16 protein-coding genes are annotated in these 20,627 nt (G+C 72.6%); 5 read left to right on the plus strand and 11 right to left on the minus strand.

What is annotated here, in order from left to right; translation table 11 throughout:
• Positions 1 to 59: 59 nt before the first annotated feature.
• Positions 60 to 2,522 carry an NPP1 family protein gene (locus ABD120_RS29885; protein ID WP_343953502.1) on the minus strand — a complete coding sequence of 821 codons (2,463 nt, stop codon included), beginning with the start codon at positions 2,520 to 2,522 and terminating at the stop codon, positions 60 to 62.
• Between the two features lie 246 nt (positions 2,523 to 2,768).
• The gene (locus ABD120_RS29890) at positions 2,769 to 5,603 is read right to left on the minus strand and encodes a CHAP domain-containing protein (protein ID WP_343953503.1); all 2,835 of its coding nucleotides are present in this window, start codon (positions 5,601 to 5,603) and stop codon (positions 2,769 to 2,771) included.
• 246 nt (positions 5,604 to 5,849) lie between these two features.
• Here ABD120_RS29890 and ABD120_RS29895 point away from each other — a divergent pair, with 246 nt between their 5' ends.
• Both ABD120_RS29895 and ABD120_RS29900 read left to right on the plus strand, forming a co-directional pair.
• Complete coding sequence (locus tag ABD120_RS29895) at positions 5,850 to 6,461, plus strand: PaaI family thioesterase (RefSeq protein WP_343953504.1); 612 nt, start codon at positions 5,850 to 5,852, stop codon at positions 6,459 to 6,461.
• A gap of 69 nt (positions 6,462 to 6,530) precedes the next feature.
• Positions 6,531 to 7,208, plus strand: coding sequence for a GntR family transcriptional regulator (locus ABD120_RS29900; RefSeq protein ID WP_343953505.1), 678 nt, complete (start codon positions 6,531 to 6,533; stop codon positions 7,206 to 7,208).
• 28 nt (positions 7,209 to 7,236) lie between these two features.
• On the opposite strand, the gene ABD120_RS29905 is transcribed toward ABD120_RS29900, so the two are convergent.
• Genes ABD120_RS29905 through ABD120_RS29930 form a run of 6 tightly spaced genes read right to left on the minus strand, consistent with a single transcriptional unit; the run spans position 7,237 to position 13,218 of the window.
• A complete protein-coding gene (locus ABD120_RS29905; protein WP_343953506.1) occupies positions 7,237 to 7,986 on the minus strand; it encodes an SDR family oxidoreductase in 750 nt (249 codons plus the stop codon).
• Positions 7,973 to 9,973 (minus strand): acetate--CoA ligase family protein, encoded by a 2,001-nt coding sequence (locus tag ABD120_RS29910; RefSeq protein ID WP_343953507.1) that lies wholly within the window; start codon positions 9,971 to 9,973, stop codon positions 7,973 to 7,975. Before ABD120_RS29910 ends, ABD120_RS29905 begins: the two co-directional genes overlap by 14 nt.
• Entirely contained in the window at positions 9,966 to 11,495 is a 1,530-nt protein-coding gene (locus ABD120_RS29915) for a class I adenylate-forming enzyme family protein (RefSeq protein WP_343953508.1), read from the minus strand. The genes ABD120_RS29910 and ABD120_RS29915 overlap by 8 nt, the downstream gene beginning before the upstream one ends.
• A gap of 15 nt (positions 11,496 to 11,510) precedes the next feature.
• Complete coding sequence (locus ABD120_RS29920; protein ID WP_343953509.1) at positions 11,511 to 11,837, minus strand: VOC family protein; 327 nt, start codon at positions 11,835 to 11,837, stop codon at positions 11,511 to 11,513.
• Positions 11,834 to 12,052 (minus strand): Zn-ribbon domain-containing OB-fold protein, encoded by a 219-nt coding sequence (locus ABD120_RS29925; protein WP_343953510.1) that lies wholly within the window; start codon positions 12,050 to 12,052, stop codon positions 11,834 to 11,836. Before ABD120_RS29925 ends, ABD120_RS29920 begins: the two co-directional genes overlap by 4 nt.
• The gene (locus ABD120_RS29930; protein WP_343953512.1) at positions 12,049 to 13,218 is read right to left on the minus strand and encodes a serine/threonine-protein kinase; all 1,170 of its coding nucleotides are present in this window, start codon (positions 13,216 to 13,218) and stop codon (positions 12,049 to 12,051) included. The genes ABD120_RS29925 and ABD120_RS29930 overlap by 4 nt, the downstream gene beginning before the upstream one ends.
• Positions 13,219 to 13,295: 77 nt before the next feature.
• On the opposite strand from ABD120_RS29930, the gene ABD120_RS29935 reads away from it, so the two are divergent.
• Positions 13,296 to 14,885 (plus strand): BCCT family transporter, encoded by a 1,590-nt coding sequence (locus ABD120_RS29935; protein ID WP_343953514.1) that lies wholly within the window; start codon positions 13,296 to 13,298, stop codon positions 14,883 to 14,885.
• Between the two features lie 130 nt (positions 14,886 to 15,015).
• Complete coding sequence (locus ABD120_RS29940; RefSeq protein WP_343953588.1) at positions 15,016 to 15,810, plus strand: SDR family NAD(P)-dependent oxidoreductase; 795 nt, start codon at positions 15,016 to 15,018, stop codon at positions 15,808 to 15,810.
• Positions 15,811 to 15,815: 5 nt separating this feature from the next.
• Here ABD120_RS29940 and ABD120_RS29945 read toward each other — a convergent pair whose 3' ends face one another.
• Positions 15,816 to 16,952: a serine hydrolase domain-containing protein gene (locus ABD120_RS29945; protein WP_343953515.1), complete on the minus strand. Its 1,137-nt coding sequence runs from the start codon at positions 16,950 to 16,952 to the stop codon at positions 15,816 to 15,818.
• Between the two features lie 31 nt (positions 16,953 to 16,983).
• Between ABD120_RS29945 and ABD120_RS29950 the strand changes: the two genes are divergently transcribed.
• Positions 16,984 to 17,868, plus strand: coding sequence for a cyclase family protein (locus ABD120_RS29950; RefSeq protein ID WP_343953516.1), 885 nt, complete (start codon positions 16,984 to 16,986; stop codon positions 17,866 to 17,868).
• 21 nt (positions 17,869 to 17,889) lie between these two features.
• Here the strand turns inward: ABD120_RS29950 and ABD120_RS29955 are convergent, their stop codons facing one another.
• Together ABD120_RS29955 and ABD120_RS29960 are read right to left on the minus strand one after the other, a co-directional pair.
• Positions 17,890 to 19,485, minus strand: coding sequence for an AMP-binding protein (locus ABD120_RS29955; RefSeq protein WP_343953517.1), 1,596 nt, complete (start codon positions 19,483 to 19,485; stop codon positions 17,890 to 17,892).
• A gap of 78 nt (positions 19,486 to 19,563) precedes the next feature.
• Positions 19,564 to 20,619 carry an LLM class flavin-dependent oxidoreductase gene (locus tag ABD120_RS29960; RefSeq protein WP_343953518.1) on the minus strand — a complete coding sequence of 352 codons (1,056 nt, stop codon included), beginning with the start codon at positions 20,617 to 20,619 and terminating at the stop codon, positions 19,564 to 19,566.
• Between the last annotated feature and the right edge of the window lie 8 nt (positions 20,620 to 20,627).

Raw genomic sequence — 20,627 nt, forward strand, 5'->3', positions numbered from 1 at the left:
GGGGGCTGCGTCCGCCGACGCGTGCGCCGGCGCCGGAGGGACCGGCGGCTCCTTGCCGATCAGGGGTGGAAGGTGTCGAAGTAGCCGGGCGGGAGTTTGTTCAGCCAGGCGTGTGCGACGCCCGTCCAGCCGATGCGCAGGAAGTCGGCCTTCCCGTCGGCGTCGAGGTCGGCGAACTGGATGTCCTTCGGCGGCACCTCGGCGTCGCCGGCGATCCGTCCGATGTCACGGAAGGTGCCGCCCGAGCCCCTGGGCCCTTCGTTGATCCACGCGCGCGCGCCGCCTCTGGCGGTGATGAGGATGCGGTCGGCGCGTTTGTCGCCGTTGAGGTCGGCGTAGCGGATCTCGCGGGGGTTCTCCAGAGGGCCGCTGATGCGCTGGAAAGGGGTCCAGTCCAGCCACTTGCGGCCGTCCATGACCTGGAAGCCCCTGTTGTACCAGGCGGCGGTCGCGCCGTCCTGGCCGATCACCAGGTAGTCGTCGCGGCCGCCTCCGGTGACGTCGGCGAATCGGATCTTCGCGGTCGGGTCGATGGCCAGTGGGCCGCCGGTGGAGCCGTTGTCGAAGACGCTCGCCACGCCGTCGTACTTCTTCATGCACATGCGCGCTCCGGCCGGAGCGTCGGCGTTCCAGGTGTGGGCGTCCACCTGCCCGGTCAGATGCACCACCAGGCAGTCGGGGAAGCCGTCACCGTCGACGTCGGCGAAGCGCAGCATGTTGCCGACCGCGCCGGCGGGGGGCCGGTAGGAGTTCTGGCCCTCCACGAAGGGCACCCAGTCCTTGCCTGAGGGGCCGCCGTTCCACCAGAAGCGGAAGTTCTGGTCCTTGTCGACGGTGACGAACTCGGCCTTGCCGTCCTTGTTGACGTCGACCATCCAGAACCGGTTGGTGGAGGGGAACTGCGTGCTCTGGATGACGCCTCGGTCGTCCCAGTGCGGGCCCAGCAGGTTCGGGTCATGCGGCGGCGGGTTGCTCACGCCGTCGCCACGGTCGAGCATCCCGCAAGGGTCGGTGCTCGCGTCCGGCGCCTGCGGATGCGGCTTGCGGATCAACCCCCTGTCCTTGGCCTGGCGAGCCGCCTTCACGAAAGCCTCGCCGATCTTGCGGTAGCCTTCGCCGTTCGGGTGGACGCCGTCGGAGACGAGGTCGGACGGACCCAGCCCGGAGATGTCTGTGTACACCACCCGCAGGCCGTCCTGGGCCAGCCGCTCCGCCAACTGGGCGATCTGGGCGGTGAACGCCTCGCCGCGCTGGTCGGTGCCGACGTCGCGGAACGGCTGCATGCCGGCCACCAGCACGGTCACGCGCGAGTCGTCCGCGATGACCTGCTTGATCAGGGATTCGAGCCGCCCGATCGCACCGCCCATCTGGTGGTCGAAGAAGACGTCGTTCCCGCCCGCGATGAGCGTGATGAGGTTGGGCTGGTACGTCTTGACGGCGCACTGCGCCTTGCCGGCGATCTCCGAGATCTTGAACCCCCGCCAGCCCTCGACCTCCCGGTCCGGCATGGTCCCGACCCGCTTGGAGCCGACCCAGTTCACCAGGGGAGTGGTGTCCTGGGCGGCGGCCGCCATGCCCGGGCCCGCGAACAGGTCGTTTAACCCCCGGTCGGCCACGTTCCGGTAGCCGTTGCCGTCCGGGCTGTACTCCCCGAACGTGGTGGACGACCCCAAGCCCATCACCCGCAGCGAATCCGCGGGGCCGTCGTCGGCCCGGTGCGGGGTGTTCGGGTCCGGCATCCCCGGCGGCAGGATGTTGGTGGAGGTGTTGAACTCGAAGGTCAGGCCCTTGCGAGCCTTGTCAAGGTCCGTCCGGAACACATCGTTCTCGTCCTTGAGCGCGAGGGTGGCCGCGACCCAGTCGTGGCCGGTCAATCTGTCCCGCACCCCTGGGGGGAAGCCGTTCCAGCTCACCAGGTCCGGGAAGTGCCAGCTCCGGTTGCCGTCCTCCGGCTCCTGGGCGGGAACGGAGAACCGGAACGCGTGCGAGGAGCCGCCGTCCTTATGGTAGACGATCTTCGGATGGGTGCCGGAGAAGTCGACGTCCGCCGCCGGCTTGATGTGGTAGTTGCCGTGGGCGGAGGCGGCGACGTATCTGAGCTGATCGTCCTGGGTCCAGACCACGACGTGTTCCCAGTCGTGCCGGTGCCCGCAACGCGAACAGCCGAGCGGCGTGGTCTGGTCCTTCTGGAAGTACAGCGCGTACTTGTGGGCGCACCATCCGTTGGCGTTGCAGCGGGTGCGCGCGTACATGTTGCTGTTTTCCAGATCGGAGGCGTCGCGGCACGAGCCGTCGAGGGCGCCGGTGGGGCTCAGGCCGGGGTTCAGGGCGCCGTCGACGCCGACGGCCACGGAGGGGTAGCAGCCGTCCCTGTCGTAGGCCATGTAGGGCTGGTACTTGAGCTGGACGGCGCTGGCGTTCTGGGGGATCTCGGGAGGCGGCGGCTCGGCCCATGCGGGCGAGCTGAGACCCACGACCCCCAAGCCGGCGACCAGGACCACTGTCAGCGCATGAGCCGCCATACGCGACTTCACACGGCGAGGGACACCATGGCGACCGCGTCGGCGGTCGAAGGTCTTGCGGAGGGGTGACTTCACAACTCCACCAAGGCTAGGGATCTTCTGGCGGGTGTAGTCTCGGCCGTCTCGCTGATCGCTCGACAGCCCATTTGATGACCAATCAATGACCAAACCGACAGAACAGGTCGTACACGGCGCACTGCCGACCGCGTCTGCGAGGAGACACCAGCCGAGGTACGCCGCCCGTGGTCAGACGCTGGGGACCCGGTGGCGGCGGCCGCGCAGCGGCGCGTCCTGGGCGAAGCCTTCGATGGGCGGCAGGAACAGGCCGGTGGCGGGTTCGTCGCCGCCCGGCCGTACCCCGGTGCCCCCGGCCGCCCCGGTGCCGGTCGCTCTGGTCACGGAGCGGTCGGTCATCACGCCGCCGGTCATCACGCCGCCGGTCACGACGGCGCTGGTCACGACGGCGCCGTCCCGGCGCGTGGCACGGTGGCGGCGGCCGCGCAACGGGGCGTCGTCGGTGAAGGCGGCGCTCATGGTGTCGTACGTCCCGCCGTACGCGTCTGAGGGCAGGACGTCCCGGAACCGGGTGTCGTCCGCGAGCGGGTTCGGCAGGGACAACTGACTCCGCCGCCTGCGCCCCTGGTAGGCCGGGTCCGTGTCGTCCTGGAAGGCGCGCAGCCCCTCGGAGGTCGCGTACGCCCGCTGGGGTCGCGGCCCCTTGCCGGTCTGCGTGTGGCGGACGGGCGCGGACTCTGCGGACCGCCGTGTGTGAGGTGCCTCCGGCCTGGTACGGCGGGGCCCGGCGGCGAAGGCGTCGAACGGGGCGCCGGCCCGCGCGGTGGCGGCGTCGAGGTGCGCCAGCGCGCGTGCGGTGAGCGCGTCCAGATCGACCGTCGGCCGCCCGCCCGCGTCGGCGGCGATGTCACCGGTGACCGGCTCGCCAGCCATACCCCGACCGGCGGACCGGCCCGTGGTGGGGGTGTGGACGCCGCCCGCGTTCTGGGCTGCGGTGTCGTCAGGGGCGCCGGTCGTGGGCCGGCTCGTGGTGAGCGGGGTGCCGTCCGTGATGCGGGGGATCGCGGCGGTGTCTTCGGTGAAGAGGATCGCCGCCGTGTCGAGCGGCGTCTCGTCCGCCGCGGGGAACGCCGGAGCGCTGCCCGTGGACGCCGCCTCCGGGCCGCTGAGAGGTCGGTGGGCGGGCTCGGGAGCGCCGCCCCTGCCGATCTGCGGCTCTGAGGCGCCGAGTGCTCTGCGCGACCGCTCCCAGGCGCCTCGGCCCATGAACCGGCGCTCGGAGCCGCTGTTCCCGATGGACGGCGACTCGGGTCCGCTCGATCCGGGCGTCCCGGATCCAGGAGCGCCGAACTCCATGCGCTGCCGGGTGAGGCGTGTGTCGTGGGAGACCGTCGTCCGTGCGCCGCCGTTACCCCGGTGGTCGGGCGCGCGGAAGGCGTCGAAGGCGCTGAGGTCTCGTGTGGCGGACTCCGAGCCCATGGCCGCGCCCACGATGGCGGACTCCGCGCCGACGGGGGCTCCCACGGTGGCGAGTTCGGGCGTGTCGAAGGTGACGAGGTCGTGCGTGCCGAGGGCGCTGAGGTCGGGGGTGGTGACGGTCACGAGGTCGCCTGGCACGGCGGTCGTCGCGAGGCTGCCGAGCGTGGTGGCGGTCGCGAGGTCGCCGGGTACGGCGGTGGTCGCGAGGTCCCCGAGTGCGGCGGCCGTCGTGAGGGAGGGCGCGAGGGTGGGCGTCGCCGCGGCCGATCTGGCGAACACCGGCTGGAATCTCGGTGTGCGGCGCGGGCGCCGACGGCGTCCACGTCCGGGCTTGGTACGGGGGACCGCGCCGACCGTCGCCGGGGGCGCCGGCCGTACCCGCGACTGCCTGGACTTGGCCACGGCCAGTACGGCGAGTGCGGCGATCAGCGCCGAGCCGATGAGGGCCGGGGAGTCGAGCGCCTGCGAGGTGGACGACGGCGAGGCATCCACGATCACCGGAAGGGGCGCGGTGGTCGTGGCACTGGTGTCGGCCGTCGAGTGTTTGGCGTGTTTGCCCTTCCTCGGGGCTTCTGTGGTGGCCCGTCCATGCGCCGCCGCGTCACCCTGCGGACTGCCCAGGGTGGCCGCGTCGGTCCGGCCCTGCGGCGTCGTCTGGCCCTGCGGCGTGGGCTGCCCCTGCGGTGCGGGCCGGTCGGCGGGCTGCTGGGGCCGGGCCGCCTGGTCCTGAGGGGACTGGACCTGATTCTGGGGCGACGCCTTCTGCCCCGACTGCTTCTGCCCGGCCTGCTTCTGCCCCGCCTGGGGCTGCCCGGCCTGAGGTTGGGCGGCCTGAGGTTGGGCGGGCTTGTTCTGGGCGGCCTGTGGCGCCTGGGGCTGCTGCACGGGCTTCGCGGGCTGGGCCAGCGTCTGGCGGCCGTCGGCGGAGGTCGCCGGGTTCCCGCCCGGCGTGCCGGGAACGAGGGCCAGCGGGCCACGGGCGTGGTGCTGGGCGGCGGAGTCCGAGAGGCGGGGGATGTGCGCGGCGAGGCTCTGGGAGGCGCCCGTCTCCATACCGGTTCCGGCGTTGGCCTCCTTGAGCTGTTCCTCGGCGGCGCGTTCCGCCGCCTCCTTGTCCAGCCTGGCCTTGATCTTCTCCGGGTAGCCGTACCCGACGACCTTGTCGGTGTCGCGCTTCTTGCGCTTGGCGACGCCGCCGTCGATGTTGCCCTCGATGGTGTAGATCTTGCCGCCCTCGACCCGGGTCACGATGCCGACGTGGTCGATGGCGTCGATGTTGTTCGTGCCGCGCCAGTCGTAGAAGACGATCGCGCCGGGCTTGGGGGTCTTGCCCCAGGCGTCCTGCTCGCGGAACCACTTCGCGTGCGCCACCGTCCAGGCGAACTGCCCGATCCAGTCCTGGTAGCCGAGCTTGTACGCGGCCCAGGACAGGTACATGTCACACCAGGGAGCCCCGCTGTAGTCGGCGTCGAACTCGACGGTCTTGCCGTACCAGTCGCCGAACTTCGTGTACAGGCTGCCGGACTTCTCCCGGTAGCCGAGCTGGCTCTCCAGCAGGTCGATGAACTTCTTCATCTCGGGGGTCATGGACGTCCGGTGGCACCTTCCGCGCAGCCTGGGTACTGCACCCAACCCAGGACACGAGTGACGACAGAGGAGGAATCTACTCTTCCGTGATAGGTGAGGCTACAGGTTGGTAACAACAGGTCAAGCATCCGCAAAGTACCGGTAATCCCAGGACTCCATATAAAACCGCTGGTCAACCGCGTGTCCAGAAATTTCGTGGTTTGGTGGCAAAGTTGCTCTGGAACATCATTCGGTAGGCTGCGTTCCATGACGATCGAGGCGGCCACCGGGGAATCCCGCATCACGGCACTCTGCGCGCTCTCCCAGCAGGTCCGCGAGCTGATGGATGCGACCGCCCTCACCGACGTGCCCGAGGACGAGCTGGAGGCGATCACCGCCGACGTCGCCGCGCTCACCGCCCGCCTGCGCGCGGTCGCCCGTGAGACGCCGCAGCCCTTCGAATTCGCCCCTGACGGCACCCTGCGCCACCTCGGCAACGCCGTCACCGGCGCCGCCAACCCGCACGCCCTGCCGCTCGTCGTCACGAGCGACGGCGAGAGCGTCCGGGCCGAGCTGTCCTTCCGGCCGCTGCACGAGGGCCCGCCGGGATCGGTGCACGGCGGGATCTCGGCGATGATCCTCGACCACGTCCTGGGGCAGGCCGTCGTGGTGGCCGGGTTCGCGGGCATGACGGCCTCGCTCTCGGTGAACTACCGCAAACCGGTCCCGTACGGTGTCCCGCTCGTCGCCACCGGCGCCTTCACCCGCAAGGAAGGGCGCAAGACCTGGGTCGAGGGGCGCATCGCCCTCACCGACGGCACCGTCCTGGTGGAGGCCACCGGCCTGTTCGTCACCCCCGCCGCCTGGCTGGGAGAGTAAGCCTCCGGCGTGAGGGCGTGGGGGCGCTGACGGAGGGCGTGAGGGCGCTGGGCACGTAGGCTTGGGGCCATGGCAACGGCCAGGGAGACGGTTTACACGACGCTCCGCGAACGTATCGTCGACGGCGACCTGCATCCCGGCCAGCGTCTCGTCGAGCGGGATCTCGCCGCCGAACTCCAGGTCTCACGGGTGCCGGTGCGTGAGGCGCTCGGACGGCTGGAGGCCGAACGGCTCGTGGTGCTCGTGCCGCGGCAGGGTGTGCTGGTCAGCCCGTTCGCGCCGCAGGACGTCAGCGACTTCTTCGACGTACGGGAGAGCCTGGAGGTCCTCGCCGCCCGGCTGGCCGCCGCGCGCGTCGACGACGCCGGGCGGGCCCGGCTGCAGGCGGCGCTCACCCGGGCCGACGAGGTGACACGCGAGGGCGACGCGCGGGCCATCGCGCTCGCCAACGCCGCCTTCCACACGGCGGTGGTCGAACTGTCGGGCAACGCGCTGCTCATCGACATGATGCGGCCGCTGGAGGCGCGGATGCGGTGGCTGTTCCGCCTCACGCACTACGACCCCGAGCAGCAGTGCGCCGAGCACCACGACCTGTACGCCGCCGTGGCGGCGGGTGACGCCGACGGGGCCGCCGCCCAGGCGCTGCGCCACATCCGGTCGGGCCGCGAGCGTTCGGTCGAGCGAGCCGCAGGCTGGGCCGCCGTCGACCCGGTGGCCGCCACCCGCACCAGACGCCGCCGCCCGTGACCCGCCGCGCGCAAGGGGACGGGGGTGGTCAGTAGCCTGCGCCGGTCAGGAGTCCGCCGTCCACGGTGAACTCGCTGCCCGTGCAGTAGCTCGACCGGTCGCCGGCCAGGAAGGCCACCACGTGCGACACCTCTACCGGTTCGGCGATCCGTTTGATGACCATGGCCTTGGCGAACAGGTCGCCGTCGAGGTCGGCGGTCAGGTCCGGGTCGAGCACCATCGGCGTGGCGATCGCCCCCGGATGCACGGAGTTGACCCGGATCCCGTACCGCGCCAGCTCGCGGGCGGCCGCCTTGGTCACCCCCCGGATCCCGAACTTCGAGGCGGCGTACGCCGACAGCCCGGCCGCGCCGACGAACCCCTCGATGGAGGAGATGTTCACGATCGACCCGCCTCCCGACTCCCGCATGGGGCCGGTCGCCGCGCGGACTCCGAGCCAGGTGCCCTTCAGATTCACCGCTATCACCTGATCGAACTCTTCAGGCGACATATCAGCGATGTAGCGAAATTTCAGGATCCCGGCGTTGTTGACCAGCACGTCCAGCTGCCCATGGGCCTCCACCGCCGTGCCCAGGGCCCGCTCCCATTCAGCGGGGCTCGTCACGTCGTGTGGGACGAACACCGCTCCGGTCTCCTCCGCCAGCGCCCGTCCCTCCTCCTCCAGGACGTCGCCGAAGACGACCCGCGCCCCCTCCTCCAGGAACAGCCGCACATGCGCGGCCCCCATCCCGCGCGCCCCGCCCGTGACGAACGCGACCTTGCCGTCAAGCATCCCCATGACGCCCTCCTGCCACGACGGCCACCGCCGCCGCCTCCATCGAAACGTAGACGGGTATCCCGGCCGCGCCGACGATCTCCCTGACCGCCTCCTCGACCCCGGGCGGCGCGCACTCGGCGTTCCTGACGACCAGCGTGATCCGGGCCGGGACGGACTCCTGCGCCGCCGCCAGCGCGCTCGCGTAGCCGAGAAGGGGTTCGGGGCGGGTGCCGTACGAGAAGAAGCTCTGCACGTTGACGTGCGCCAGCACGTCCCGGTACGGCGCCGCGACGGCCGCGACGACCGAGCGCACGAGGTCCTGACGCCCGCGCGGACCGACCGGGATCTCCAGCGGGTTGGCGAGCGAGCCGCCGACGTCCAGTGCCGCCAGCGACTCCCGCGCCTCCTCGGGGAGCGGCCGCAGGCGCAGTCCGGCCCGGTCGAGCGCGTCGGCGGCCAGCACCCCGGCGCCGCCGCTCGGACCCACCACGAGCACCCCGGTGCCGGACACCGGACGCCCGCCGTGCGCCTGGAAGTAGCAGAGCGCGCCCACGAGGTCGTCCTGCCCGGTGACGAGGGCGGCGCCGGTCTGGTCGGCCAGCGCCTGCCAGACGCGGCCGTCACCGGCCATCCCGCCGGTGTGCGAGGCCGCCGCCCGCTGCCCCTGGGCGCTGCGCCCGCCGACCAGCAGGACCAGCGGCTTCGGGCAGGCGGCCATCGCCTCGAACAGCTCCCGACCGTCGCGCGGGTCCTCAAGGTACAGGCCGACGGCGGCGGTGTACGGGTCGCCGGTGAGCCAGCGCAGCAGTTCGGCGGGGGTGACGTCGGCGGAGTTGCCCACGGTGGCGACCCGGCTGAAACGCAGTCCGCGCCGCTCGCCCACCTTGATCACCTCACCGGCCAGGCCGCCGCTCTGGGAGATCAGCGCGATGCCGCCGGGCGCGCCGAGGCCACCACCGGTGAAGGTCTGGCGGCCGCGCGGGCTGTACACGCCGAGGCAGTTCGGGCCGAGCAGGCGGGTGCCCGCCGCACGGGCCGCCGCGACCAGTTCCGCCTCCAGGTCCTGCCGTCCGCTCTCGCCGAAACCGCCGCTCACGACCTGCGTGTACGGCACCGCCCCCGCCTGCCGCACCACCTCGGCGCACCGCTCGGCGGGCACGGACACCAGCGCGTAGTCCACGTCCGCAGCCGCGAGGGAGGCCACCGCCGGGACGCCGGACACCTCGGCCGCCGTCGGGTGCACGGCGACGACGGGCGTCCCGGCCTCCCGGTAGAACTCCAGGAACATGTTCCCGAACGTCGGCCGCCGCGCGGACGCCCCGACCACGGCCACGCGCCGGGGCTCGAACAGCGGCCCGAAGTCCGCCGGAGCGGGCGCGGGCGGCGCCGTCGCGGTGCTGGGGCCGGGGATGTACCTGATGTCCACGGCGCTCACGCCCGCCCGGGTGGCGATCAGCGGATTCAGCTCGAACTCGCCCAGCTCCAGCCGTTCCCACAACCCGCCCTCACCGCCCAGCGCCAGCAGGGTCGCGACCACCGCGTCCAGGTTCACCACCGGCCCGCCCCGGTAGCCGTACAGCAGCGGGGCCCCGCGCAGCGACGCCAGCATGCGGCGTGCCTGCGTCTCCGTCACCGGGCAGAGCCGCAGCGCGGTGTCGGCCAGCGCCTCGGTGAAGACGCCGCCCATGCCCGCCAGCAGCACGGGCCCGAACGCGGGGTCGCGCACCAGCCCGGCGATCAGTTCGACGCCGCCGGGCGCCTGCTCCTCGACGCGGAAGCCGTCGAGTGGGGTCCGCCCGGCCATCTCGGCCGCGGCCGAGGGCAGGTCGGCGCGCGTGAGGCCGAGCCGTACGGCGCCGACGTCGCTCTTGTGCAGCGGGCCGAGGCCCTTCAGCACCAGGGGCTCCCTGAGCCCCTCCGCGGCCTCGACGAGATCGGCGGCGCCCGCCACGACGCCGCGCGGGACCGGGATCCCGGTCGCTTCCATGAGCTTCCCGAGGTCAGTCATCGATGCCTTCCAGGAGGCCGCGCAGCTCGCGGCGCAGCAGTTTGCCAGGGCCGCCGGAGGCGTCCTGGGAGTGGGGGAGCGCGTCCGCGACCACGACCCGATCGGGCCGCTCGTGGGAGGGCAGCGCCTCGGCGAGGGCACGCGCGATCTCGCCGGGGGAAAGCACCCGCCCGGCGCGCGGGACCACGGCCAGCAGGATCTCCTGTTCGGCGGCCCCCTCCGGCACGCCCACGGCGCCCGCCTCGGCCACGCCGTCCAGCGCGGCGGCGGCCGCCTCGACCGTGGACGGCTGGGTCCACCGCCCGCCCTTGGCGATGGCGTCCTCGCGGCGGCCGAGCACCCGCAGCACGCCGTCGGGGGACAGGGTGCCGAGGTCGCCGCCGACGTACCATTCGCCCCACTCGCCGCGCAGGACCTCCGCCGTCCTGTCCGGCTCGCCGTCGTAGCCGAGCATGCGGTGCGGCCCGGCCAGGTTGATCTCGCCGGGCCGCCCGACGAGCGGTTCGCCGGAGGGCCCGGTGACGCGTACGGCGTGGCCCGTGCGGGCCCGGCCGGAGGCGCCGAGCGGCGTCGAGCCGTCGTCCACACGGCCCACGCACGAGTACGGCGCCTCCGTCTGGCCGTAGTAGGAGTAGACGCCCGCGCCCGGCAGCCGCTCCTTGATCCGGGCCAGCATGGCGGGGGTCAGCGGCTCACCGCCGAGCATGATCACCTTGAGGGAGGACAGGTCCACGGCCTCGTGCTCGGACCCGCCGAGCAGCGTCGCGTAGAAGGAGGGGATCTGCGAGACGTGCGTGACCCTCTCCCTGGGCACCACCTTCAGGAAGTTGCCCGGCCCCCAGTCCTGCTCCAGCACCAGTCGCATGCCCGCGTGCAGCGCCGGTCCGACGATCGCGGGGAACCCGATCCCCCAGATGATCGCGCCGGTGCCGAAGACGGAGTCGGGCGAGAACGGCACGTCCAGCCAGATCCGCGCGGTGGCCAGCGACGAGGCGTGCGTGTGGACGACCGCCTTGGGCAGACCGGTCGTGCCGGAGGTGTAGTAGAGGGCCAGCGGGTCGTCGCCGTACCCGCCGAGCGGCGGCTCGGCCTCCTCCTCGTGGTCGAGTTCGCCCGCGTCGATCCACGTCGTGACGGACGGCAGCGCCGGGCGGAGGCGCTCGACCACGTCCGCGACGGTCGAGTCGTGGACGAAGGCCGTGCAGCCCGACCGCTCGGTCACGGCCCGGACGGTCTCCTCCGGCCAGTACGGGTTCAGGGCGGCGGTGATCGCGCCGATCTTGGCCTGGGCCAGGTAGACCTCGGCCACCCGCAGCGTCTCGTTGAGCAGCGCGCCCACCCGCCGCCCCGGCCCGATCCCGGCCGCGAGCAGGGCGTGGGCGCGGCGGTTGACGGTCCGGTTGAGCCGGTCGTAGGTGAGGCTGCGTTCGCCGCAGTAGGTCAGCGCCACCCGGTCGGGCGCGCGCAGCGCCCCGGCGGTCAGGATCGCGTGGCCGTAGTTGCCGTAGGGGGAGCGGGCCATGGGTGCCTCCGCTGGTCAGAGGGCCGAGTACAGCACGAGGACGTTGCCGGAGGGGTCGCGCAGCACCGCCCGCCACTCGTGGGGTCCCGCCTCGGGCGGGCGGATCACCTCCGCGCCGCGGTCGAGCAGTTCCCGGACGGCGGCGGCCACGTCGTCCACCTTGTACGACGGGGCGCTGACGGCGCTCACGTGCTCGTCCGGCCCGGCCAGCGCCAGCGTGGCGCCGCCGCCCGCGTCGAGCGCGGCGAAGCGGTCGCCGTCGCGGAACTTCACCGGCAGGCCGTAGAAGGCGATGGCCTCGTCGAGGTCCTTGACCGGGATGAACACGTTGCCGAGCCTCACGCTGGCCTCCACTGCGGTAGGTCGTCGACGATCGTCATCCGCACCGGCATCCCGATGCGGACCTGCTCGGGCGGGCAGTGGACCACCTGGCCGAACGCGCGCGTGCCGTCCGGCAGGTCCACCCAGGCCAGCACGTACGGCTCGCGGCCCCGGAACTCGGGCACGAACGAGCGGTGCACCACGGTGAAGGTGTGCACCGTGCCCAGGGTCGTCACCTCGCACACGCTAGCCAAGCTAGCGCACGCTTGGTCACCCCACAACATCCTCGTGTGCCCCCTTTCAACCACTCCCGCCCTCCGGCGTCCAGAGGTCGTCCGCCGACCGGACCCCGGCAGGGGACGGCGGCCCGGCGCGGTTCGCGCCGGGCCTCCCGTCGTGGTCGGTTCCGCGTGGCTCGGTGTTCAAGGGCAGTGGTCTGGTACCGGTCTCGCTGTGCGTCCCGTCGTGGTCGGTGTCGTCCGGGGTCTCTGGGCAGGGCGGGCCGGTGACGGCGACCTCCCGCACCTGCGGGCCGTTGGCCGCCGCCGGGTCGGTGAGGATCACCACGCCGAAGTGCGCGTACTCGCCACAGGGGACCGCGCCGAGGTCGTGGCCCAGTGCGGCCCGGTAGGCGGTCCGCCCGCTCAGCGTCGTGGTGCGCCGGTGCGAACGGCGATTGCCGGGTCGTGGGGTCTGCCGTGGTGAAAGGTGGTTGCCGGGTCGCGGGGTCCGTTGAGGTGAAAGATGGGTGCCCGGTAGCGAGGTCCGGCGTGATGAACGGCGGACGTCCGGTCGCGCACTCGAACAGCACGCACGCGGCCGCGTACAGGTCGGCGCCGACCCCGGCCGCCCCCGAGGTCCACAGCTCGGGCGCCATGTACGGCGGGCTGCCCGCCGGCGCCCCCGGCTCCTCGGGATGCACCGCGACGCCGACGTCGGTCAGCTTGCCCGTCCCGTCGGCCAGGACGAGTAAGTTGGACGGACTGACGTCCCGGTGCGCCAGACCCTGCCCGTGGACTGCTGCCAGCCCCAGCAGCACCCCCTTGAGCAGCGTCAGCGCCGCCTCCGGCGCGAGTGGGCCGTGCTCGGCCAGCAGGGTCCGCAGCGGCACCCCGTCCACGAGTTCGGTCACCACGGCCGCCTGCCCGCCGGTCTCGACGTACTCGTAGTACGTGACCACGCCGGGGTCGTCGAGCTCCACGAGCCGGGGCGCCTCCGCCCGGTAGCGGGCCATGAACCCGGCGTCCCTGCGCAGGGTGGCGTTCAGGTACTTGATCGCCACGTACGCGCCCGTCGCCCGGTATGTGGCGAGGAACACCCGGCCGGAGCGTCCGGCGCCGAGCTGGCGCGTCTCCCGGTAGCCAGGGACCAAGGTCACCCCCATCGCACGGCGTCTCGCCATCGACGGTCTCACCCACCGTTCCGGTTGTCACGACCGGAGATATTTCGCCCTGTGCTATTGGGGTATGACGCTCCGTAATGAGACCTAGTAAGCCGGACGTCCCGCTCCTCGCGGTCGCCGTGGCGCTGCTGCTCTGCGTGGTCGTGTGGGGCGCGACCTCGCCCGGCTCGCTGCACGCCGCCGCGACCGCCGCCCTGGGCTGGGTGATCGTCAACTGCGGCTGGGTGTTCGTGGTCGCGGCCGACCTCTTCCTGGTGCTCGCCGTGTTGCTCGCCTTCAGCAGGTACGGCAACGTCCGCCTCGGCAAGGACGACGACACCCCCGAGTTCACCAAGCTCGCCTGGATGGCGATGATGTTCGCCGCCGGGATGGGCATCGGCCTGATGTTCTACGGCGTGGCCGAGCCGCTCACCCACTTCTTCGCGCCGCCGCCCGGCCTCGGCATAGCCCCCGACTCCTCGGCCGCCGCCCGCGTCGCCATGGAGTACACGCTCTTCCACTGGACCTTCCACCCGTGGGCGATCTACGCGATCACCGGCCTCGCGCTCGCCTACTCGACCTTCAGGAAGGGGCGCGGCAACCGCTTCAGCGCCGCCTTCGAGCCGCTGTTCGGGCAGCGCAAAGGCGTGGGCAGGGCGCTGGACCTGCTCGCCGTGCTCGCCACCGTCTTCGGTACGGCCACCAGCCTCGGGCTGGGCGCCCTCCAGGTCGAGTACGGGGTCAACCGCTTCCTGGACATCGGCGGCAGACAGGCCGAGGTCGCCATCATCATCGTGCTGACGCTCTGCTTCGTCGTCTCGGCCGCGACCGGTGTGCACCGGGGCGTGCAGTACGTGAGCACGGTCAACGTCTACCTGGCGGCGGTGCTGGCGATCGTCATCTTCGTCTTCGGGCCCACCGTCGCCATCCTCGACCTGGTGCCCGCCTCCGTCGGCGGGTACCTCGACAACCTCATCCCCATGTCCACCAGGACCGGGGCGTTCACCGACAAGGGCTGGCTCGGGACGTGGACCATCTTCTACTGGGCCTGGTGGCTGTCGTGGGCGCCGTTCGTGGGCGCGTTCATCGCGCGGATCTCGCGGGGGCGGACCGTGCGGCAGTTCATCGTCGGCGTGATGCTGGTGCCGAGCGGGGTCAGCACCGTCTGGTTCTGCGTCAGCGGCGGCAGCGCGCTCACGATGCAGCGTCAGCACACGGCCGACTTCGCCCCGGCCGTGGAGAAGGGCTCGGAGGCGGCGCTGTTCGCGTTGCTCGACCAGTTGCCGCTGGCGGGGGTCACCACGGTGATCGCGGTGGTGCTCGTCGCGCTCTACTTCGTCAGCGGGGCCGACTCGGCGGCGCTGGTGCTGGGGGCGCTCACGACGCGGGGGTCGCTGCACCCGCCCAGGGCGCTGGTCGCGGTGTGGGGGGTGCTCATCGGGGCGGTGGCCGTGGTGCTGCTGCTGTCGGGCGGGCTGACCGGGCTGCAGCAGGCGACGATCCTCATCGCGCTGCCGTTCGTGGTGGTGATGCTGCTGCTGTGCTGGGCGCTGATCAAGGAGTTGCGGGCCGACCCGGGGGCGGGGCCGCTGCCCGTGCGCGGGCATCCGTACGGGCTGTGGGTGGCGATCAAGCGGGTGGTCGGGGACGAGGACGCCCCGTCGTCGCGGCTCACGGACCGGGAGTGACGTGTGTTAGCCTGATCGCCAAGCAAGCGCTCGGGCAAATCCGTGCCGGAGGGGCCGGAAGAGTACGGGCAGGGCACTGCCGGGGAACCGACCGCCGCGCGGGCGGCCGAAGGGAAGCGGAGGCGCGATGATGCGGGGGACCCGGCTGGATGGCCGGCTCGCGGTCGTGACTGGCGGCGGCGGGGCGATCGGCGCGGCCGTCTGCGCCGACCTGGTCGCGCTGGGCGCCCACGTGATCGTCGCCGACGTCAGGCAGGACGCGGCCGCCAAGGTCGTCGAGGGACTGGCCCTGGCCCACCCCTGGGTCGTGGACCCCGGCGGCACCGCGTGGAGTGAAGACCAGGGCAAGGCCGAGGCCCGCGAGGTGGACCTCGCCGACCCCGCGCGGATCACCCGGTTCGCCGAGGCGGCCGGGCCGGTCGACATCCTGGTCCACAACGCGGGCGTAACCGTCGTCGAGCCGTTCACCGAGAGCGACCCCGCCTCATGGGACCTGATGTGGCAGGTCAACCTGCGCGCCCCCATGCTGCTCACCAAACTGCTCCTGCCCGGCATGGTGGAGCGAGGGTGGGGCAGGCTGGTGTTCGTCTCGTCGGACGGCGCGCGGGCCGGCTCCGGCGGCGAAGGCGCGTACGCGGCCACGAAGGCGGGCCTGTTCGGGCTGGCCAAGACGCTGGCCCGCGAGGCCGCCAAGGGCGGCGTCACCTCGAACGTGGTCTGCCCCGGCCCCACCGACACCCCGATGCTGCGCCGGATCGAGGCGGACAAACCCGGGCTCGTCGAGCGGATCGTCCGCAACATCCCGCTCCGCCGCCTGGGCACACCCGACGACGTCGCCGGGCTCGTCGCCTACCTGTGCACCGAGCGCGCCGCCTACATCACCGGGCAGACGCTGTCGGTGAGCGGCGGTGTGACCATGCAGTGAGGGCCTCAGAACGCGTCGTAGACCGCCTCGACCAGCCGGTAGGCGCGCAGATGGCTGTCGATGTCGGTACCGGCCATCCGGTTCATGACGTAGGCGAGCGCGAGGCCCCTGCTCGGGTCGGCCAGGCCGATCGAGCCGCCCAGCCCCCCGTGACCGAACGCCTTCGCCGCCGGGACCGGGGTGAGGAAGGCCGCCGAGGGCCGCGCGAAGCCGAGCCCGAACGCGCTGCCGGTCATCAGCACCCGGTCGGGCCCCTCGACGCGCACCCGTACGGCGTCGCGCAGCCGGTCGAGCGGCAACAGGCTCCCGGCGATCAGCTCGCGGTAGAACCCGGCCAGCCCTCTGGCGGTCGTGACCACCCCCGCCCCCGGCCACCCGGCACGCAGCACGATCGGATGGTTGGCGCCGCCCTTCAGCCGGTGCATGCCCGGATTGCCCAGCGCCCGGTTCATCAGGCTCCCCGGATCGCGCGCCGCCAGCGCGGCGGGGGTGTTTCCGGCGAGCAGTCCGCCCGCCGGGGCGTCGTCGCGTGGAGGCGAGGCGGTGAGGCGGGCCGCGCGGGCGATCACGTCGTCGGGGGCGCCCACCCACGTCTCCAGCCCGTACGGCGCCGCCGACTCGGCCACCAGCTCGCCGACCGACTGCCCGGTGACCCGGCGGACCACCTCGCCCACCAGGAACCCGTACGTCAGCGCGTGGTAGCCGTGCGCCGTGCCCGGCCGCCACAGCGGCGTCTGGGCGGCGAGGCGGGCGGCGATGGCGGGCAGGTCGCCGAACTCCTCGACCGGCACCTCCTCCTCGACCGTGGGCAGCCCGGCCTGGTGGGTGAGCAGGTGCTCGACGGTGGTGTCGGCCTTGCCGCCGGCCGCGTACTCGGGCCAGAAGTCCACGACCCTCCGGGCCGGGTCGGGGATCACCCGCAGCGCCACGGCAGCGGTGAGCGCCTTCGTGCACGAGTAGGCGAAGACGGGCGTCTCACGCTCCCACGGCCGCCCGGTGCGGCGGTCGGCGACCCCGCCCCACAGATCGACGACGAGTTCGCCGCCGACGTGGACGGCGAAGGCGGCGCCGAGGTCCAGGCCCTTGTCGAGGTGCTCCTCGAAGACCTCGCGCACGCGGGAGAACCGGGGATCGCAGTGCATCGTGCCCTCCGAGCCGAAAGGAAGCACTCACATGGTTGCCGAGCCTAACAACTGGGGCCGGTTCGGCCCAGACGATCAGCGTGGCACGCTCAACCTCCTCGGCGGTGACCGGGTCCTCGCCGCGCTCGGGCACGCCGTCACGGGACGGGTGCTGAGCCTGTCGGCGCCGATCGGGCGCGGCGCTCCGCGCCTGCGGGGACGCCCGGCGCCGCAGCACTACATGTCGATCGACGGCGCCGACTTCGCGGCGGGCACCCGGCCGGTCGGCGCCGGGCTGCGGATGGCGGACGACGCGCTGATCGTGTCCGCGCACGGCACCACCACACACATGGACGCGCTGTGCCACATGTGGTCGGGGGAGGAGTTGTACAACGGGCACCCGGCCGCGCAGGTGCACTCCTACGGCGCCAGGCGCTGCGGGATCGAGCAGGTGGGCGGGGTGGTGGCCAAGGGGGTGCTGTTCGACGTGCCCCGGCTGCTCGGGGTCGGGCACCTGCCCGCCGCCCACCGGGTCTCCGCCGAGGAACTGGCGGCCTGCGGCGAGGTGGGGCCGGGGGACGTGGCGGTGGTCCGCACCGGGTGGCCGCTGGTGTGGGGGCGCTCGCCGGAGGAGTACCGCTCCGGGCAGCCGGGACTGTCCGCCGAGGCCGGGCGGTGGCTGGCCGGGCGGGACGTCGCGGTCGTCGCGGCCGACAACGCCGCCGTCGGCGGGCTCAACGCGCGCCAACTCGCCGACGAGGCGCTGGAGGACGACCTGCACCTGATCCTGCTGCACCGTCACGGCATCCACCTGGCCGAGATGTTGTGGCTGGAGGAGCTCGCGGCGGCCGGGCGCACGGAGTTCGTGTTCGTCGCGGCTCCGCTGCGGATCGTGGGCGGTACGGGCAGCGCGCTCAACCCGCTGGCGATCCTGTGACCGGGGCGTCCGGTGGTGCGTTCAATCCGCCGGTGATCCTGTGACCGGGGCGCCCGGGTAGCCGCCCCCGCCGTGGGCGGCGTCGAGGGCGTCGTAGTCGGGGGCGGGGCCCTTCCTGGGGATGGCGTCGGCGAACTCGACGTGGCGCGGCCTCTTGTACCCGGCCAGGTGCGCGCCGGCGTGGGCGGTGAGGTCGGCGGATGTGGCGGTGGCGCCGGGGCGCAGGGCGACGATCGCCTTGACCGCCTGGCGCCAGCGGCGGTCCGGTACGCCGATGACGGCGGCGTCCGCCACCGCTGGGTGGGTCTTGAGGACGCGTTCGACCTCGGCGGGGTAGACGTTCTCGTTGCCGGACTTGATCAGGCGCAGGCGGGGGCCGACGAAGGTGATGGTGCCGTCGGGTTCGCGGCGGCCGAGGTCGCCGGTGTGATGCCAGCCGTACAAGGACTTGCTGGCATTTAAGTCTGGCCGGGCGAAATATCCGGAAAAGAGGGACTTGCCGCGTGCGCAGATCTCGCCGACCTCGCCCTGTGGGACCTCGGCGCCGTCCGGGTCCAGGATTCTGACCTGCGTGAACGGCGACGGCCTACCGGCCGGGCCCGCCGCGCCCGGGGCCAGGCCGAGGAAGGTGAGCATCCCGGCGACCTCCGTCTGGCCGTACCCGCCCATGGAGGAGCGGCACCACGGCGAGTCGTCCACCGTGATCATCTCGTCCCAGGCGGGGGAGTGGGAGACGAAGCGCAGCGAGGACAGGTCGTACCTCCGGTCCGCGTTGGCGGCGACCAGTGCGTCGATCATCTGGCCGAACAGGAACGCCTGCGTCACCTTCTCCGCCTCGATCAGGCGGCAGACCTCCTGCGGGTCGAAGGCGGGGGTGAAGACGTTCGTGCCGCCGATCTGGAGGGTGGCCAGGCAGAACATCATCGTCCCCACGTGGAACAGCGGCCCGCTGGACAGGAAGGTGAAGTCCGGTTCCATCCGCCGGACGGCCAGCAGCGCGCCGCTGTGCGCCACGAGCGCCGCATTGCTCAGCAGGGCCGCGCACGGGCGCCCGCCGAAGGCCGCCGTGTACAGCGCCAGCACCGGTTCGGTATCGGCCACCTGCGGAAACTCTCGTACGGCCCCGCCCGCCACCAACTCCTCGTACTCCTCGCCGGCCCTCACCCACAACGGCGTCGCGCCCTCGGCGTCCGGCTCTCGGGCGGCTGCGCCCACGGCGCGCGGGCCGGCGTCCCACCCGCCCGGTACGGTCACCGGCCCGCCGGCCAGGGCGGCGGCGGTCTCGGAGTGCTCCCATACGACGACCCGGGGTGCGAGGTCGGTGAGGACGAAACGGAGTTCGTCGGCCGACTGCCGCCAGTTGGCCGGACAGCAGATCGCGCCCAGCCGGGAGCAGGCCAGCAGCAGTTCGAGGACCGCGTGGGAGTTCTGGCCCAGCCACACCACCCGCTCGCCCGCCGCGACCCCGCGCGCGGCGAGGGCGTCGGAGAGACGGCTGACCCGTTCGTCGAGCCGAGGGTAGGTGAGCCGGGTTCCGCCGTCCACGGCCGCAGTCTTCAGGGGGCGGCTGCGGGCGTGCTCGGCGAGTACGTCGGAGAGGGTCAGGTCGTGGATCATCGTGCCTCCCTGGGCTCGTCCCGGCGGGTCTCCCGGGCCCGCCGCCGTCCGTCTCTGCGGGTCTCCCGGCGGCCCGCGTCAGCGGAAGGCGGGCATGACCTCGGCGGCGAAGAACCCCATCACCCGCTCCATTTCCGCAAGGGGCATCTCGCGGGTGCTGCCGAAGTCGCACAGCAGGTTGGCGAACCCGGCCTGCCGCAGCACCGTGATCTGTTCGATCACCCGCGCCGGGTCGCCGATCACCTCCAACTGCTCCCAGCGGAAGTCGTCGGAGACCGTGCCGCCCTTGAGGTAGCGGTCCTGGTAGTACTCGAACCCCTGGGCCGCCCGGCCGGTCTGCCGGTCGATGGGCGCGCTCTTCTCGTTGAAGATCCGCGAACGGTCGAAGGACGCCTCGAACCTGGCCTGGTCGGCGCGCGCCCGCTCCACCGTCGGCGCGACGTACACGCTGCGGGCCACCACCAGTTCGGCGCCGTCGTCGTGCCCCGCCCGCCGCGCGGTCTCCCGCCACGTCTCGGCCGCCCGCACCACCTTCCTGAACGGCGCCGCCGGGTCGGCCAGGATCGGCAGGCCGCGCTCGGCGTACATGGTGACGGTCTCGGGGGAGACGGCGGCGACGTGGACGGGCGGGTGCGGATCCTGGAGGGGGCGCGGGGCGAGCGAGACCTCGGTGCCGGTGCGGTAGAACTTGCCCTCGTACCGGAACGCCGCCGACGTCCACAGTCCGAGCACGACCTCCAGCGCCTCGTTGAAGCGGTCGCGGGCCTCGGCCAGGTCGATGCCGAAGCCCTCGAACTCGAAGCTCTGGTAGCCGCGTCCGACGCCCAGTTCCAGCCGCCCGCCGGACAGCACGTCGACCAGCGCGGCCTCCTCCGCGACGTGGACCGGGTGGTGCAGCGGCAGGACGACGACGCCGGTGCCGAGCCTGATCCGGCTGGTCCTGGCGGCGGCGTGGGCGAGCAGGGTGAACAGGTTGGGCACGACGCCGTAGTCGCGGAAGTGGTGCTCGGCCACGCGTACCCCGTCGAAGCCCAGTTCCTCGGCCAGGTCGATGAGCCGCAGGTGGTAGTCGTAGACCTCGCGGAAGCTCTGCCCGTCGAACCGGTGGAAGAGGTGGAAGGTCGAGAACTTCATGCGTCAGC

It is taken from the genome of Nonomuraea longicatena (assembly GCF_039525605.1).
Lineage (GTDB): Bacteria > Actinomycetota > Actinomycetes > Streptosporangiales > Streptosporangiaceae > Nonomuraea > Nonomuraea longicatena.

What these genes read in the sequence shown, in the direction of transcription:
- ABD120_RS29910 (WP_343953507.1), bottom strand. Translation starts at nt 9,973, where the DNA reads ATGACTGACCTCGGGAAGCTCATGGAAGCGACCGGGATCCCGGTCCCG.
- ABD120_RS29930 (WP_343953512.1), bottom strand. Translation starts at nt 13,218, where the DNA reads ATGGCGAGACGCCGTGCGATGGGGGTGACCTTGGTCCCTGGCTACCGG.
- ABD120_RS29935 (WP_343953514.1), top strand. Translation starts at nt 13,296, where the DNA reads ATGAGACCTAGTAAGCCGGACGTCCCGCTCCTCGCGGTCGCCGTGGCG.
- ABD120_RS29950 (WP_343953516.1), top strand. Translation starts at nt 16,984, where the DNA reads ATGGTTGCCGAGCCTAACAACTGGGGCCGGTTCGGCCCAGACGATCAG.
- ABD120_RS29945 (WP_343953515.1), bottom strand. Translation starts at nt 16,952, where the DNA reads ATGCACTGCGATCCCCGGTTCTCCCGCGTGCGCGAGGTCTTCGAGGAG.
- ABD120_RS29885 (WP_343953502.1), bottom strand. Translation starts at nt 2,522, where the DNA reads ATGGCGGCTCATGCGCTGACAGTGGTCCTGGTCGCCGGCTTGGGGGTC.
- ABD120_RS29955 (WP_343953517.1), bottom strand. Translation starts at nt 19,485, where the DNA reads ATGATCCACGACCTGACCCTCTCCGACGTACTCGCCGAGCACGCCCGC.
- ABD120_RS29960 (WP_343953518.1), bottom strand. Translation starts at nt 20,619, where the DNA reads ATGAAGTTCTCGACCTTCCACCTCTTCCACCGGTTCGACGGGCAGAGC.
- ABD120_RS29895 (WP_343953504.1), top strand. Translation starts at nt 5,850, where the DNA reads ATGACGATCGAGGCGGCCACCGGGGAATCCCGCATCACGGCACTCTGC.
- ABD120_RS29940 (WP_343953588.1), top strand. Translation starts at nt 15,016, where the DNA reads ATGCGGGGGACCCGGCTGGATGGCCGGCTCGCGGTCGTGACTGGCGGC.
- ABD120_RS29915 (WP_343953508.1), bottom strand. Translation starts at nt 11,495, where the DNA reads ATGGCCCGCTCCCCCTACGGCAACTACGGCCACGCGATCCTGACCGCC.
- ABD120_RS29890 (WP_343953503.1), bottom strand. Translation starts at nt 5,603, where the DNA reads ATGACCCCCGAGATGAAGAAGTTCATCGACCTGCTGGAGAGCCAGCTC.
- ABD120_RS29905 (WP_343953506.1), bottom strand. Translation starts at nt 7,986, where the DNA reads ATGGGGATGCTTGACGGCAAGGTCGCGTTCGTCACGGGCGGGGCGCGC.
- ABD120_RS29900 (WP_343953505.1), top strand. Translation starts at nt 6,531, where the DNA reads ATGGCAACGGCCAGGGAGACGGTTTACACGACGCTCCGCGAACGTATC.